General features: G+C 77.0%; 8 protein-coding genes. 3 read left to right on the top strand and 5 right to left on the bottom strand.

Features of this window, described 5'->3' with window-relative positions; genetic code table 11:
• The 5 genes from WMF42_RS04465 to WMF42_RS04485 form a co-directional block, all read right to left on the bottom strand.
• A complete protein-coding gene (locus WMF42_RS04465) occupies window positions 1-4,254 on the bottom strand; it encodes a protein kinase domain-containing protein (protein WP_437690386.1) in 4,254 nt (1,417 codons plus the stop codon).
• A gap of 471 nt (window positions 4,255-4,725) precedes the next feature.
• Complete coding sequence (locus WMF42_RS04470; RefSeq protein ID WP_061611195.1) at window positions 4,726-5,370, bottom strand: tetratricopeptide repeat protein; 645 nt, start codon at window positions 5,368-5,370, stop codon at window positions 4,726-4,728.
• Window positions 5,370-6,962, bottom strand: a complete 1,593-nt coding sequence (locus WMF42_RS04475) for a protein kinase domain-containing protein (protein ID WP_437690391.1) — start codon at window positions 6,960-6,962, stop codon at window positions 5,370-5,372. Before WMF42_RS04475 ends, WMF42_RS04470 begins: the two co-directional genes overlap by 1 nt.
• 132 nt (window positions 6,963-7,094) lie before the next feature.
• A complete protein-coding gene (locus WMF42_RS04480) occupies window positions 7,095-8,483 on the bottom strand; it encodes a GDSL-type esterase/lipase family protein (protein ID WP_437690393.1) in 1,389 nt (462 codons plus the stop codon).
• A complete protein-coding gene (locus WMF42_RS04485; protein WP_437690395.1) occupies window positions 8,480-9,622 on the bottom strand; it encodes an SDR family oxidoreductase in 1,143 nt (380 codons plus the stop codon). The genes WMF42_RS04480 and WMF42_RS04485 overlap by 4 nt, the downstream gene beginning before the upstream one ends.
• Window positions 9,623-9,778: 156 nt before the next feature.
• Here WMF42_RS04485 and WMF42_RS04490 point away from each other — a divergent pair, with 156 nt between their 5' ends.
• The 3 genes from WMF42_RS04490 (at window position 9,779) to WMF42_RS04500 (ending at window position 16,283) form a co-directional block, all read left to right on the top strand.
• Entirely contained in the window at window positions 9,779-13,393 is a 3,615-nt protein-coding gene (locus tag WMF42_RS04490) for a protein kinase domain-containing protein (protein ID WP_437690397.1), read from the top strand.
• Window positions 13,394-13,539: 146 nt separating this feature from the next.
• Window positions 13,540-15,336 carry a hypothetical protein gene (locus tag WMF42_RS04495; RefSeq protein WP_437690399.1) on the top strand — a complete coding sequence of 599 codons (1,797 nt, stop codon included), beginning with the start codon at window positions 13,540-13,542 and terminating at the stop codon, window positions 15,334-15,336.
• Window positions 15,333-16,283 carry a 3D domain-containing protein gene (locus tag WMF42_RS04500; RefSeq protein ID WP_437690401.1) on the top strand — a complete coding sequence of 317 codons (951 nt, stop codon included), beginning with the start codon at window positions 15,333-15,335 and terminating at the stop codon, window positions 16,281-16,283. The genes WMF42_RS04495 and WMF42_RS04500 overlap by 4 nt, the downstream gene beginning before the upstream one ends.
• The last annotated feature ends 138 nt before the right edge of the window (window positions 16,284-16,421 follow it).

Raw genomic sequence — 16,421 nt, forward strand, 5'->3', positions numbered from 1 at the left:
TCAGATACCCGAGGGGTTGTACTTCTTCTTGGTGGTCGGTTTGCCGGTCGCTGCGGGCTTGGGCGCAGGCTTCGTCGTCGTGGAGGTCGTCCGGGCACGCGCTGTCGTCGCCGGGCGCGGCGGCTGCGGCGCGGCAACGGGCTTCGGCGTCGCCGCCGCCCCCTGCGCCGTCTGAGGAGGCTTCGGCGTCGCCTCGGGAGGCGGCTCGGCGGGCTTCGGCGGCTCCTCCGGCGGCGGCTGTGTCGTCGGCTGCGCCGCCTGCGGCGGCTCCGCCTGCGGCGGCTCCGCTGTCGCCGGGGTCGCTGGCGGGGCGGCGCTCGCAGCGGGCGCGGCGTTGTCCGCCGTCGCTGTCGCGGGCAGCGCGTCGACGCGCGCCTTGCCGATCTCGGTGGTGTTGCGCTCGTCGCCGCTGCGCGCGACCAGCGCGACGGCGCCGAGCGCCACGCAGAGCATCGCCGCGCCGGCCACGATGAGCTGGAGCCGCTTGTGCCGCTGCCCTGTCTCGTAGGAGCGGTCGACCACCGTGACCTCGCCGACGTCGTTGGCAAGGCTCCGGGACCCGCCCCTCGCGAACCGGGCGCTGAGCGCCGCGGCCCTCGAGGCGGGCGGATCCGCCGCCGCGAGCACCTTCGACGCGGGCGTGCCGGCCGCCGGGAGGACCCGCCGGACGGACGCGCCGAGCGGCTTGCCCTCGCGGGGAGAGGGCGGCGAGCCCGCCGCCTCCGCCGGCCCGCCGAGCGGGAGATCGGCTTGCAGCGCCGGCGCGATGATCAGCCGCGGCGGGGTCTGCGGCGGCTGCGCCGGCGCGGCCATCTCCTCGATCGAGATCGGCTCCAGGCTGATGGGGGTCTCGTCCTCCTGCGCCGCAGGCGGAGAGGCTTGCGTTGCGTTCGACTTCAGGCCGGCGGCAGCCGCGGCCGTCGCTGCTGCCGCTGCAGCAGCGGCCGGCGCCGCGCCGGCGATGCCGAGCCCGCGCTCGCTCGATCCCGGGCTGACGTCGGCGAGCGAGGCCTGGAGCTCCGGAGAGATCGCGGGGCGGGGCTCCGAGTTCTGGGCCGCGCCGGCGTCGACCGCCGCGATGGCGTCGCGGAGCTCCTGCGCGCGCCTCGCCTGGGTATCGCCGATCGCCAGCCGCACGAAGGCGGCCACGTCCTCGTCGGTCGTGGGCTCGCCGAGGCTCGACGCCACCTGATCGATGGCCCGCTGCATCTCGGCGCACGTCGAGAAGCGGTTGTCGCGATCCTTCTCGAGCGCCTTGAGAATGATCCTCTCGAGATCGGAGTGGATCGCGCTGTTCAGCTCGCGCGGCGGGAGCGGGGCCTTGATGGTGATGTTCTCGACGGTCGAGAGCTCGGTCTCGGCGCGGAACGGGTGCATCCCCGTCGTGAGCACGTACAGCAGCGCGCCGAGCGAGAAGATGTCGCTCCGGCGATCGATGGGGAGCCCGCCGAGCTGCTCCGGCGAGAGGTACGGCGTCTTGCCCTTGATGATGCCGCCGGCGCGCGTGATGTGCAGGCGTCCCTTCGACTTCGCCACGCCGAAGTCGACGATCTTCACGAACCCGGCGGTCGAGATGAGCACGTTCGCCGGCGAGATGTCGCGGTGGACCAGATCGAGCAGCGCGCCGCTGTCGTCGCGGAGCTCGTGCGCGTTGTGGAGGCCCGCGCAGATCTGCGAGGCGATGCGGAGCACGATCCGCTGCGGGATGCCGCCGAGCTTCTTCGCGGCCTTCTGGAGCGTGCCGGCCGTCTCGCCGTCGACCCACTCCATGACGATGTAGAGGACGTCGTCCTCCTCGCCGAGATCGAGGATCTCGACCACGTTGGGGTGACGGACGCGCGCCGCGACCCGCGCCTCGTCGAGGAACATCGACTCGAAGTCGGGGTCGTCGGAGACGTCCGGCAGCATCGTCTTGATGGCGACGATCTTCCGGAAGCCGCGGGTGCCCTGCAGGCGCGCGGCCCAGACGGCCGCCATGCCTCCCTTGGCGACCGGAATGAGGATCTCGTAGCGGCCGAGGGTGCTCCCCGGGCCCAGCCGATCCACGGCCGACGCCGCGCGGCCCCACAGCTTCGTCGGGCCCTGTGACCCGGTCGGCGTGTTGAGCGTCCTGGCGGAGATCGGCGGCAGGTCGATGCCGCGCGCGCTCTCCGGTGTCACCGCGGTCGCCGCGCCTGCCGAGACGACGGTTGACGCGGACGACGGAGCCTTCTGCGTGGCAGGGATCGCCGGCGCGGCGGCCGACGGCGGGGCCGGCACCGGCGTCCGCGGAGCCGCGGCTGCAGCGGGCGCCGTCGCTGCTGCGGACGACGTCGCTGCCGCGAGGGTGGCGGCGACCGCAGGCGCCGCGGGTGCAGCGGGTGATGTCGCTGCTGCGGGTACAGCGGGCGCCGCAGGCGCTGCGGGGCCGCGCGACATGGCAGGCACCGCCGGCGCCACGGGCGCGCGAGGCGTGGTCGGCGCCGCGGGCGCGCGGTGCGCGGCAGGCGCCGGCGGCGCCGCGGGCACCACCGGGACGCGCGGCGGCGGTCGGCTCGACGACCTCGCAGGCGCGGCGGCCGGGGACGCCGCGATGGAGGTCTTGCCGGGGACCTCGGGAGGCGCCGGCACCGCCCGAGCTGCCGGCGGGCGCGGCGGCCTCGGGGGCCCCGGCGGGACAGGCGTCGGCCGCTTCGGCACCGCACCCTCGGCGGGCGTCGGCGTCACGCGCGCCGTCGCGAGGCCGTCGCCCGCATCACCGGGCCGCGGCACCGCGGCCCGCGCCGGCCGCTGCTCCCTCACGGCGGCCGCCGGCGGCGTCGGTGTCGCCGCTTTCGCCTCGTGGCCTGCCACCGCGGCGCCGCGGCTCTCGGTTCGTTCGCTCGCCGGCTCGATCCGCGGCAGGGTATCCGCCGGGGGCCGCGGCGCGGGCAGGCCGCGGGCGGGGCCTTCATCCACCGAGCCCCACGCTGTGTCGACGTCGGCGTGCGCCACCCCGGGGCCCGCCGGCGCGGCGCCGTTCGAGGCGCCCGCCGGCCTGGTCGCCATGCCGTTCTTCGGCGCGACCGCGCTGCCCGAGGGGCGGAGCTGGCTCGCGCTGACCGCGCCGCCCACGGCCACGGGCGGGGTGCCCGGCGTGGTCGGCGCCCCGCGCGGGCGCGGAGACGGCGCGGTGATCCCGTGCCGCGGGCCGTCGCCGCGCGGGGACAGCGCCGCCTCCGGGATCGCCAGGCCCACCAGCGTCGCCCCGCGCGCGCGTGGCGACGGCCGCGACTCGGTCGCGCCCGCGGTGCCCGCCATCGCCGCGGCGATCATCGTTCTGCGCGGCTCGATCGTCTTGCCGGCCAGCCGGGTCAGCGCCGCGGCCACGTCCTCCGGCGCGGCGATGCGCGCCGCGCCCGCGGCCTCCAGCGCCGCGAGCATCGCCGACGCGCTCTCGAAGCGGAGCGCCGGATCGCGCTCGAGCGCGGTCCGGACGACGTCGCCTACCTCGGCCGGGACCGCGCCCCCGGCGACGCCCGCGAGCGGCGGGATGGGCGCCGTCAGCACCTTCTGGATGACCGCCGTCTCCAGCTTCGACGAGAACAGCCGCTGCCGCGAGAGCAGCTCCCAGAGGATGACGCCGATCGAGAAGAGATCGGCGCGCGCGTCGAGCGGAGCTGCTGTGTGCGCCGCCATCGCCTTGACCCGCTCCGGCGCGGCGTAGGCCAGCCGATCGGGGTTCCTCGTCCCCATCGGCGCGAGCCCGGCGATGGCCCGCGCGACGCCGAGCCCGCCCACCCGCGTGACGCCGTCGATCCCGACGAGGACGTGCGTCGGGTTCAGCTCGCCGTGCACGAGCGCCGGCTCCGCCGCGTGCGCCGACGCGAGCGCGCGCAGCACGTCGGCCGCGATCCGGAGGACGACCGGGAGCGGAAGCCCCTCGGCGCCGGCCGCCGACACCAGCGCGCCGAGCTGCTCGCCCTCCACGTACTCCGAGACGATGAAGACCTCCCCGTCGGCGATGCGGGCGTCGAGCACCGAGACAACGTTGGGAAAGCGGAGCTGCTGCGCCGAGCCGGCCTCGCGGAGGATGGTGTCGGCGGTCTCGGACTTCCTCGTGAGGTGCCGGTAGATGCGCAGGATCGTGACAGGCGGCGCGCCCTTCGCGTCGCCCTCGGACGACGCGCGCGCGAGCCACGTCGAACCGATGCCGCCGCCGGACAGCTCTTTCAGCAGCTCATAATTGCCGAGTCGCGAAGCAGAGCCCGCACTGGGCGGCCTGTCGAGCGCCATGGGACTTGCATGCTATCAGGACGGCAGAAGCTGGATCCAGCGTTCATGGCCGGTTACACGGCGGGTTTGCGCGTGTCCGGAGCGCCCTGTCAGGCGAGCTTCGCATGCAGCGCGCGCGGCGCGCCGCGCGCGCTGACCAGCGCCGCGCGCCGCGACGCCCTCGCGTCGGCGAGCGCTCGCGCGCGCCTCGCTGCTCGTCCCGCGGCTTGACACACGCCCGCGCGGGGCTCCAGGAATTCCCGCGAGATCGCCGCGAAAAGCGGACGCGGCCGCGGCGCGATCACGCCCGCGACGATGGTCGCTGGCGCCTCCGCGCGCACAGGTGATCGAGTGTGGGGAGCCCGGCGCGCGCCGATCCCGCCAGCACCGCGCGCGGCCGACCGGACCAGGCGGAGCCCGTCAGGAACCGGAATCGCAGAGGAAAAGTGCGCCGTACGTCATGCCGCGCCAGGGGCCGACGGTCCGTCGAGCTCAGGGCTCCGATGCGCTGCTCGGGACGGGATGAACGGTCAACGTCACGAACCGGGTGCGGCGCTCGTGGCTCGAGAACGCGCTCGCCGCGACAGGGATCCCGTGCCGGAGCGCCACGGCGACGTGAGGGCCCGGATCGACCCGGATCGCCCGCGACGGCTGCGCCACCTCACCGTCGAGCAGCACGGTCACGCCCTCGGTCGCGCCCGCGAGGTTCAGCACGATCCTCGGCATCCGCCCCTCGAGGTCCTGGAGGCGCGCGTCGATCTCCGCGAGCACCGCCGGCGTCGCGGCCCGCGATGTCGCGCGCGCGTCCTGGTACGTCCGCTCGGCCTTTCGCAGCCGGCCGAGCCGTTCGTGGCAGAGCCCGATGTGGAACGTGACGTTCGCGGTCGGCCGGCGGCGGGCGATCGCCTCGAACCGATCGAGCGCGTCCGCCCAGCGTCCAGCGCCCTCGAGGGTCAACCCCCGCGCGAACTGGAGCCGCAGCGCGCGCGTCGCGCCGTCGTCGTGCGCGCCGGTCGCGCCGTCGTCCTGCGCGTACAGCCAGGAGGGGGAGAGCAGCGCCCAGAAAATGAGCCCGAGCGCGGCGGCGCGCCGGCGGGAGCGCCTGCGCAGGGCGGAGGTGGGTGCGGCGTTGATCATCAGAATCCAGGGCTCGTGATGCGGGAGCGCGGTGTCCCGCGCGGCGCCTGCGAGCGCGGGGGCTTGTCCTCGGAGGCGGCCTCGATCGCGGCGCTCACCGGGGCCGTCGAGGTGAGCTCGGGCGAGCCGGGCGCGCCGTCGCGGCTCGCCGCCTCCTGGGCCGGCGCGCCGCCGCTCGCCCTCGCCGGCGCGCCGTCGCCGCGCCGGGACGCGGCGCCGCTCTCGGCGAAGGCCGCCGCCAGCACGGGGCGGAGGCTCTCGCGCGCCGCGCCCCCGGCCTCCGCGTCCGTCTGTTCTCGCAGCGCGGCCGAGGTGAGCGCCGCGACGAGCGCCGCTGCGCCCGCGAGCCGGAGCGTGAGGCTCGCCCTCGCGCGCCGCCCCGCGTCCGGCAGCGGCGCGACGCCGAGCGTGCGCTCGAGCGTCGGCGCCTCGCGCCACCGACGCGCCTGCGGCCGCGATGCCCAGAGCCGCTCGAGCGCGCGCAGGGCGAGCCTCGGCCGCGCGGCGCGCGCGAGGAGCTCCGGCAGCGCGTCGAGCACGAGGCGCCTCGGCGGCACGGCGCGCGCGAGGAGCTCCGGCGGCGTGTCGATCGCGACGGCCCTCCGTGGCGCGGCGCGCGCGACGAGCTCCGGCGGCGCCGCGAGCGCGCCGAGCTCCGGCGGCGCCGCGAGCGCGCCGCGCGGGCGCGTCGCCTCGACCGACCGCGAGCCCGCGGATTGCGGCGAGAGGATCACGAGCGGCGCGGGCGCGCTCGCGCCGAGGTCGTCGAGCGTGGCCTGCAGATCCGCGCGCAGCGAGGCCGCGTCCATGTAGCGCCGCGCCGGGTCCTTCTCGAGGCAGCGGCCGACGATCTTCCGGAGGCGCGGCGGGATCGACGACGGGAGCGGCGCCGGCTCGGTCTCGAGGATGCGCCGGAGGACCGCGTGGTGGCTGCCTCCCCTGAACGGCTGCGCGCCGCTGAGCGCCTCGTAGAGCATGACGCCGACCGCCCAGAGATCGGCGCGCGCGTCGATCGTGCGCTTGCCCAGCACCTGCTCGGGGCTCATGTACGAGGGCGTCCCGAGGAGCTGCCCGTCGATGGTGAGCGCGTCGCCCGCGCCCGTGAGCTGGCTGATGCCAAAGTCGACGATCTTCGGCACGACCCCCTCGCCGGGGACCATGGCCATCACGATGTTCTCCGGCTTGATGTCGCGGTGCACGACGCCCTCGGCGTGGGCGGCCGAGAGCCCGCTGCACACCTCCATGAGGACCGGCAAGACCTCCTCGGGCGGCAGGGGCCGGTGCGGGATCAGGCGGTCCGCGAACGGCGACCCGCGCAGGAGCTCCAGGGCCAGGAAGAGGTAACCCTCCTCCTGGAGCTCGCCGGCGTCGACCACGCCGACGATGTTCCGGTGCTGGAACTTGCCGATGATCTTCGCCTCGCGGACGAACCGCCCGATGACCTGCTCGTCCTGGATCGCCGGGGACAGCTTGAGCGCGACGTCCCGGCCGATGAGCTCATGGCGCGCCCACCAGACGCTCGACATCCCGCCCGAGCCGATCGGCTGGATCAGTCGGAAGCGACCTCCCGCAACGTCTCCGGCATGCAGCATGTGCCCCCTTCGCCCATCGCGCGTGAGAGAAGCCTTCACGCCGACCAAGCACGAGAGCCGAAAAGCACGAGCAAGGCCATCCGAGCGGATCCGCCGTCGCCGTCGGACGGAGCCCGCAGGCGAAACCGCCCGTCAGGGGCGGTACCGCTCGAGGATGTCGTTCGAGAGCTTCACGCCGAGCTCCCGGTAGCCGCGGAACGTCAGGTGGACGCCGTCGCGGGACGCGCGCGGCGGGCGCTCGCGGTACCAGGCCTCGATCGAGCCCCTCCCGCCCATCGCCTCGTACGTGTCCCAGAACGCGCAGCCGCCCTCCTGAGCGGCGTCGCGCAGGACGTCACGGATGACGGGCGTGCGCTCCGGCGCGTCCTTCCGGTCCGTGGGCGCGAGGACCAGGCAGTCGACGTCGGGCTCGACCCTGCGGGTACGGGCGAGCAGCTCGGCGAGCTGCTTCGCGTAGAGGGACGGATCCGTGGTGACGTCGCCGGCCTCGTTCGTGCCGTACTCCAGCACCACGAGCTCCGGCGAGCGCCGCGCGAGCTCCGCGGCCCAGGCGAGCTCGCTCCACCGCAGCGCCGTCGCCAGCCGGGCGCCGTTGATGCCGAGCGTGTCGACCACCACCCCGGGTCTCGCCTCCGGGTCGGCCTCGACGACCAGCCCGCAGAGCTCGGGCGCGCCCGACGGCACGACGCCGAGCTTCGTCGCGCCCACGCTCGCCAGCTTCGCGTGCTGCAGCGCGCCGGGGGCGTCGCCCGCGGCCGCGCGGAGGATCTCGCTCGGACCGCCCTCGATCGTCACCGCGAGCTCGTCGGTCGGCGCGCTGGAACGAAAGCACACGTCCCAGAGCAGCCGCGCGGAGGGCCCGGCCCCCGTGACCGTGATCTCCGCGCGCACCGGGCCCCTGTGCGCGCTGAAGAGGATCCCCCCGAGGCCGAAGACGCCGTCGTCGGCCGGCGTGGAGCCGCCCGGCGTCTTCGGGCGCGTCCGCCACTTGCCCTCGGTCGTGAGCCGCGCGCCGTCGTGGCGGTAGGCGGCATAGCCGAGGTGCACGAAGCCGAGCCCGCCGTCGCCGAAGCGCCGCTGCAGCGCCGTGCGGAGCGCGCCGCTCCAGAAATCCGCGGCGGCGTGCGAGTCGCCGAGCCAGGCGACGCGCACGTGGTCCTTGCGGCGCCCCTGCTCGAGCGCGCGGAGCGCCGCGAAGAAGTGGGCGTAGGGCCCGTCCTCGGGGCGCACAAGATCCAGCTCCGGCGGGCGCGCCGGCGCGGGCTCGGCCCGGCGCGGCGCGGTCGCCTCGGGCGCGGCGGAATCGGCCCGGCGCGGCGGGAGCGCCGCCGGCGCGGGGGCCACCTCGGGCGTCGGCGGCGCGACGTGCTCGCGGGTCGAGCTGCAGCCGAGCGCCGCCGCGGCGAGCTGCGCCGCGGTCGCGAGCAGCGCGACGGAGGAGCGCCGCCGCGGGGGGCGCGGGAGAGCCGCGCCGCGCTCCGGGACCTCCGCGCGGGCCGCGGAGCATGCCGCGGCGCTCACGACAGCGGATCCTCGACGTCGAGGTCGGCGTCCGTGCTCGCCTCGATCTCCAGGCGCTCGCGCCGCTCGCGGACGCGCTCCTGCACGGCGCCGACGAGCACGTCGACGTACGACTCGAAGGGCGGGCACGCGACCCCCGCGCCGGTGAGCACGAGATCCGCGTTCCGGGCGTCGTAGCGCACCGGGGTCATGAGCTGCTCGACGAACGCGCGCGGGCTGCGGACGAAGCGCTCGATCCCGGGCGTGCGGAGCAGCGCCTTGGCGAGGTTCGACGGGATGTGGCCGCGCGCGGCGCGGCGGCCGCTCGCCCGGGCGATGAGGTCGAAGACCCGCCGCGCCGAGAGCGGGTGCGGGTCGGCGACGTGGAAGGTGCGGCGCGCCGCGAGCCGGTGCAGCCCGATCGCGTGCGTCGCGCGGACCACGAAATCGATGGGGACGATGTTGAGCGGCACGTCGCCGCGGCCCGGCATCGGGATCGCCATGTCGGCCGGCGCCGCCATGATGAGCAGCACCAGGAGGTACAGGCCGTCGAGCCGGTCGATCTCCCCTGTCGCAGAGTCACCCACCACCGTCGTCGGCCGGACCACCGCCACCGGCAGGTGGCGCATCGCCCGCCGCACGAGCACCTCGGCGCGCATTCGCGTCTCCTCCACAGGATTGCGGAACGCCTGACCGGCCTCGAGATCATCCTCGTACACCGTACCGGTCCGGTCGCCCGCGACGAACGCGGTCGACTGATGGACGAGGCACTGGAGCGAGGCGCAGGCGCGCGCGAGCTCGAGCACCTCGGCGGTGCCGACGACGTTGACGGTGTGGGCGGTGCTCCGGTCGGCGCCGGCGTGGCTCACGTACGCGAGGTGGTGGATGCGGTCGACCTCGCGGGCGAGCTGCCGGAACTCGACGCCCGACAGCCCGAGATCCATCGCCGTGACGTCCCCCTCGAGCAGCGCCACGCGCTCGCGGTCCGCCGGCGGGAGCGCGTCGCGCTCCGCGCTCGCCTGCGCGGACGACTTCGCGAGCACCACGGCGTAGACGAGCGTGCGCGGCTCCGACGCGAGGATGTGCTGCAGCATCTTCCGCGCGACGAACGAGGGGAAGCCGGTGATGAGCACCACGCTGTCGTGGCCGGGGCGAGGCATCGGCCGGAGCTTACCGCAGCAGTGCGCCTGCTCCGCAGCTTTCCGTTGACGCCGCCTCGGACGAGCGCGGAGCGGCGCGGGCGTACGCTGCAGTGCGCACCGGGGCGCGGGCTTCCCCTATCAGCGACCGCGGCCCGACGTATAATCGCCCGGTTGATGCGCCCGGGAGTCACGGTCGCGGACCGTTTCAGGATCGAAGGCCTGGCGGGATCGGGCGGGATGGGCTCGGTGTACCGGGCCACGGATCTGACCGACGACAGCCCCGTCGCGCTGAAGGTCCAGCACCGGGGGGCCGAGCACCAGGAGAGGCGGATCGAGCGCGAGGCGCGGCTCCTCGCCGAGCTGCGCCACCCGGGGATCGTCCGCTACGTGGCGCACGGGGTCACCGGGGACGGGCAGCGCTACCTCGCGCTCGAGTGGCTCGACGGCGAGGACCTCGCCGCGCGCGTGGCGCGCGAGCGCCTCGGCGTGGACGGCGCGGTGACGCTGCTGCGGCGCCTCGCGGGCGCGCTCGGCGCGGTGCACGCGCGGGGGATCGTCCACCGCGACGTCACGCCCGGCAACATCTTCCTGCCGGGCGGCGCGCTGGAGGCCGCCAAGATCGTCGATTTCGGCATCGCCCGCGCCGTCGCAGGCGCTGGACCCGACTCCGTGCCGCGTCGCCTGCCCGCGCGCGCGGGGGCAGGCGACGTCCTCCGGCAGGGCGCGCGCAACGGGGTGACGCTCGGGACGCCGGGGTACATGGCGCCCGAGCAGGCGCGCGGCGGCGCGCGCGTCGACGCCCGCGCGGACGTGTTCTCGCTCGGGTGCGTGATCTGGCACGGCCTCACCGGCCGGCCGCCGTTCGCCGGCGATCAGGTGATGGCGATCCTCGCGAAGGCCGCCCTCGTGGGCCCGCCCAGGCTGTCCGAGCTGCGGCCCGACGTGCCGGCCGCGCTCGACGACCTCGTCGCCTGGATGCTCGAAAAGGAGCCGGACGGCCGCCCGCGGGACGGGAACGAGGTCCTCGCGAGCGCGGCGGAGCTCTGCGCCGCCAGCGAGCAGGCGAGGGACGCCGGCGACGACGCCGCGGCGAGCGCGCGGCCCGCGCGGGCGCTGGCCGAGAGCGTCGCGGTCGAGCAGCGGCACATCAGCGTGGTGCTCATCCACGGCGCCCTCGCGGGCGACGCTGCCGCGGCGGCGCCCGCCCCGGACACCGCGACCGGCGCGGCGCGGGCCGAGGTCCCCGAGCGCGCGCCGGAGGCCGCTGCGCCGCGCGCCTGGCCCCACGAGCCCGCGCCCAGGGCCGCGACGGAGGCGGCGATCCGGGCGGCTGTCGCGCCCTTCGGCGGGCGCGTCGACAGGCTCGCTTCCAGGTGGCTCGTCGTCACGCTCTCCGGCGGCGAGGCCGATCCGCAGGCAGCGCCGCCGCGCGCCGCCGGGGCGGAGCCGCGGACGCCGACGGACCAGGCCGCCCGCGCTGCGCGCTGCGCGCTGGCGCTGCGCGCGCTGCTGCCCGCGGACCTCTCCGTCGCGCTCGCGATGGGCCAGGACGTCGCCTCGGGCCGATGGCCCGCGCGGCAGGTGATCGAGCGCGCCGCGGCGCTCCTCGGAGCCCGCGCGCGCGGCGGGGCCGAGCGCGCCGCCGGCGGCGTGAGCGGCGGCGCGCCCGCGCACGGCGGCGTCCTGATCGACGACGTGACGGCCGGCCTCCTCGCGCTCGGCCGCCCCGAGGTGGAGCGCCTCTACGCGGAGCTCTGGGCCGGCCGCGACGCCATCGAGGCCCGGCTCGACGGGCTCTCCCGCGGCGCAGAGGGGGAGCTCGTCCGCGAGGTGCCCGGCCAGGAAGCCGCGGCGCGGGCGCGCGTCGATGGCGGCGCGGCGGTGCGCCCCTTCTGTCTCGAGGAGCTGATCCGGTCGATCGCCCGCGGCGACGCGGAGGCCTCGCCTGAGACGGTGCTCGCGATGGCACACGCCCGCCTCGATGACCTGCACCCGGCCGTGCGGCGCATCCTCCGCGCGGCGAGCGTCTTCGGCGAGGCGTTCTGGCGCGGCGGCGTGGCCGCCCTGCTCGGCGGCGCGCAGAGCGCCCCGGATCTCGATCGGTGGCTGTCCGAGCTCGTCGCGCGCGCGCTCGTCGAGCGGCGCCCCGCGTGCAGGTTTCCTGGCGAAGAGGAGTACGCGTTCCGGCACGCTCGCCTCCGCGAGGCCGCCTACGCGACGCTCACCCGGGGCGACCGGCTCCTCGGCCACCGGCTCGCCGGCGCGTGGCTCGAGCAGGTCGGGGAGCCCGACGCGCTCGCGCTGGCGGAGCACTTCGACCACGGCGGAGAGCACGGCCGGGCGATGCGGTGGTTCCTGCGCGGCGCCGAGCAGGCGCTCGCGCGCGGCGATCTCGCCGCGGCGATCGCGCTCGCCGAGCGCGGGGCGCGGCACGGTGACCTGTGCGACAGGCTCGCCGACGCGGATCCCGACGAGGACGGCGGCGCCTCGGCCGGCCCGCGCAGCGCGCGCGGCGGCGAGACGCTGGCCGCGCTGCGCCTTGTCCAGGCGGAGGCCCACCGCTGGCGGGGCGAGCTCGAGCAGGCGCAGCGCTGCGCCGCCCAGGCGGCGCGGCGCCTGCCCCGCGGCGCGCCGCTCTGGTTCCGCGCGGCCGACGAGCTGATGATCGCGAGCGGCCGGCGGGGCGACACCATGCTCACGACCGCCTGGGCGAAGGAGGTCACCGCGTGCGGCGATCTCGCCGCCGAGGGCCCCGGCGACGAGGGCGCGCGGCGCCCGGAGGTCCGCGCCGAGCCGCTCGCGGCGGACGCCCGGGCGGCGCGGGTGATCGCCCTGTGCTCGGCGGCGCGCCAGCTCTTCCCCGCGGGGCGCTACGCGGAGGCGAGCGCGCTGATCGCGCGGGTCCGCGCCCTCGTGGCGGATCTCGCGTCGCTCACGCCGCGCGTCGCCGCCGAGGTGCACCGGCTGCGCGGCGCGCGGGCGCGGCACGTCGGCGATCCCGCGGGCAACCTCGCGGGCTACGCGGCCGCGATCGACGCGTTCGAGCGCGCCGGCGACGCCCGCGACGCGTGCAGCGCCCGCGTCAACCTCGGCGTCGCGCTCCTCGAGATCGGCGACGTCGAGCGGGCCGGCGAGGAGCTCACCGCCGCGCTCGAGGCGGCCGAGCGCATGGGCCTGCGCGCCGTGGCGACGCGCGCCCGGCAGACCCTCGGCCGCGTTCTCGCGGCCCGGGGCCAGCTCGACGAGGCCCTCGCGCTCGCGCGGCAGGTCATCCTGGAGTGCCGCGGCCAGGGCAACCTGCGCTTCGAGGGCGGCGCCCGCGTCCACGCCGCCCTCATCGCCCACGCTGCCGGCGATTTCCGCGCGGCCGAGTCCGACGCCCGCGGCGCCGCGGAGCTCCTCGAGGTGGCGCCGCCGTCCCGCGCCGGCGCGCTCGCCGCGCTCGCGCGCGCCCTCACGGCGCAGGGGCGCGCCGACGAGGCGCTCGCCGCAGCGCGCGAGGCCTCCGAGCTCCTCGCGCGCCACGGCGGCATCGAGGAGTTCGAGTCGCTGGTCCTCGTCGCCTTCGTCGAGGCGGCGCGCTCCGCGGGCGATCTCGAGGGCGCGCGCGCCGCCGCGGCGCGGGCCCGCGGCAGGCTCCTCGCCCGGGCCGCCGCGATCCCGGAGCCCGCCCTGCGCGAGAGCTTCCTGCACCGCGTCCGCGAGAACGCGATGCTGCTCTCGCTCGCGCGCATCTGTCTCGGCGAGTCCTCCGTTGTCGTCGCCGCCCGACGCGCCTCGAGGCCCTGACGCGCCGCTGCGTCCGCGTCGCGCCTCGTCGCGGCCCTGGGCCTCCTCTCGGCCCCTGGCGCCGCGCCTCGGCCACGCCGCGCCGCGCGTCCGGCGATTTCGCAGGTTCGTGGTCGATCGCGGCAGGAAGGCGCTACGGTTCGTTCGTGATCGTGCATCCGACCTCCTTCTTGCGCCACCGCGCCGCCGCGGCGCTCCTGGCCGCCTTCGTCGGCCTGAGCGCGGGCGCGCTGGGCTGCAAATCGCCGGGCGCGCCGGCCGACGCCGGCGTCGCGGGCCTGAGCCCCGTGCCCGCGCCGGCGGGGCTCGTCGCCGAGGCGTTCCTCCCGACGCCCGACGCCACGTGGGCCAAGGTGCGCGCCCTCGTCGGCGGCTCGGCGGCGCTCCTCCCGGGCAGCGCCGGCGCCCTCGCCGCGTCGCTGCTCGGCCTGCCCATCGCCGTCGCGTCCGAGATCGACGGCAGCGTGCCGGTGCTCGGCGCGGCCGTGGAGGCCCCCGACCGGCCGCGCCCTCGGGTCGTGATCGGCATCCACGTGAAGGACGGCGGGCGCCTCGTCGATCAGCTCACGCGCGGCGAAGGGGCGCGCTTCCGCGCGGCGCCCGACGCGGCGACCTCGATCGCGCTGCTCGAGCCGCTGCAGGGGACGAGCCCGGCGGCCCTCGGCGTCCTCGGCAACTACCTGCTCGTCGCCGAGAGCGCGGGCGATCTGACCACCGTGGGCCCGTATGTCGCGCGGACGATGCCGCAGGCGCAGGCGCCGAAGGAGGACCTCGCTGTCGAGATCCCGCGGCCGGCGATCGAGGGGCCGGTGCTCAGGGCGGCGCGGAGCGCCTGGGACCAGGCCCGCGGGCCGGACGGCGCCCCGCGCCCCACCGCGGTCCCGCTCGCCCCGGCGATCGAGGGCGCGCTCGCGATGCTCGGCGATCTCGAGCGCGCGCGCGTCACGCTGGTGCTCGACGAGAACGCGCACCTGCGCGTCTCCGGGACGCCGAAGGCCGGGGGCGGCCCGGCGTCGAAGGCGTCGACCGATCTCGCGGTGGGCGACGTGAAGCCGCTGCTCGAGCTGCCCGCGGACGCGCTCGCCGGGATCGTTGTCCGCGACCGGGCCGCGTCGCGCGCCGAGAACGTCCCGAAGCTCGTCGACGCCCTCGCGGGGCTCGTCGAGGGCGGCCTCCCGCCCGCGGAGCGGGAGCGGCTCGGCGCCGTCATCCGCGCGGCGTCGGACGCGCGCGGCGACTGGTTCGCCGGCGGGCTCCGGTTCAACGAGGCAGGCCCCACGGCGTTCGTGCGCGCCGCGGTGGGCGACCGGGCCAAGCTCGAGACCGCCGTCCAGGATCTCCTCGGGATGGCGGAGATCCAGCCCGTCAAGGCCGCGCTGCAGCGGGAGGGGCTCCGGATGTCCACCGGCAAGGCGGAGCTCCCGCAGCTCGAGGGCGAGGTGCGGCGCGTGCGGTTCGAGCAGACCGCCGCCGCGGGCCAGCCCGGCGCAGGCCAGCCGCCGGCGCGCAAGGGGCCGGCGGGCCCGGGCGCCTCGGCCGACAAGCGCGGGGCCGGCGCGCCGGGCGTGTCGCAGCCCCCGCCGACGATCGAGCTGCTCTACATCGTCCGCGACGACGGCCTGTTCGCGTCGGTCGGCAACGACCCGAGCGCGGGTCTCCGCAGCGTTGTCGCGGCGCCCCAGGGCGAGCGCCTCGGCGGGGTGCCGGCCATGAACGCCGCGCTGGCCCCGCTCGGCTCGGACATCGCGTTCGCGATGGTGGTCGATCCGCTGCGGCTCGTCGCGAGCCGCCTCGGGCAGCCGGGCGCGGGCGATCCGGCGCCCGTCGTGATCGCCGCCGGCGCCGCGCCCGCTGCCGCCGGCGCCCCCGCCGCGCTCTGGGCGCGCGCCGACATCGCCGCCGCGGCGATCCGGGAGCTCATCCGCCTCGGGGGCGCCTTTTGACGAGCGCGGCGCGCGCCGGCGCGTGCGCGGTCCGCGGGCTCCTGCTCGCGCTCGTCGCGGGGTGCACCGCGAAGGCGGGCGCCGACTGGGTGCACGACGGGTCGAGCGAGCCGCAGATCGCGCGCGGCGGCGGCGGCTGGCTCCACGCGCCCGCGTCCGACGACGGCGGCCGCGACCGGGGCGCCGCCAGCGCCGGCGGTCCCGGAGGTCGCGTCGCCAGGGCGCCGGGCGATCCTCGGCGCGGCGCCGCGGACGCGGACCTCGGGCAGGACGAGCCCGCGATCCTCGTGCGCGAGCACGGCCGGCCCGCGCGCGCCGCCGACGCTGCGCAGGCGGCGCGCGGGACGCGCACGGCGTCAGATCCCGGGCCCGGGCTGTTCCGGAACACCTACTACGACTTCCCGACCGAGGGCGGCGGGCCGAAGGACGCTGTGCTCTACGACGCGGCCTGCGCGCCGCTCGCGAGCGTCCCGCGCGCGTTCCACGATCAGGTCTGCGTCCAGGGGAGCGGCCGGCTCGTCTCGGGCGACACCGTGAGCTTCGCGCGGCGCGGCTGCGCGTGCGCCGACGTCTGCCCGCGCACAGACCAGCAGGTTTGCTTCGAGCGGCTCGACCCGCGGCGGTTCCCCTACGGCCGGGGCGCGACCGGGCGCCCGATCACCCCGCTGCGCACGGTCGCTGTCGACTCGAGCGTCATCCCGCTCGGCACATTGCTCTATGTGCCCGAGCTTGTCGGCCTGCCGCTCCCGGGCGGTGGCCGCCACGACGGCTGCTTCGTCGCCGAGGATCGGGGCATCAAGGTCGTCGGCCGGCAGATCGACGTCTTCACCGGCGATCCAGCGGTCACCGCGCGCCTCAACGCCCTCTTCCCGTCGAACCGCGGCGTGCGCCCCGTGCTCGACGACGCGCGTTGTCGCACGATCGTCGCCGCGCCCGGGCCATCCTGACCGGGCGTCCCGCCCTCGGAGCGCCTGGGGCCGGGGCAGGGACCTGCCAGCGGTAGGGTCGACCGCCCTCCCGCGCGAAATCCGCGTGAAATCCGGAGCCTGGTGAGGGCGCGGAGGTGATACGATTTGCCGCCTTCC

This window comes from Sorangium sp. So ce176 (genome assembly GCF_051519835.1).
Lineage (GTDB): Bacteria > Myxococcota_A > Polyangia > Polyangiales > Polyangiaceae > Sorangium > Sorangium cellulosum_G.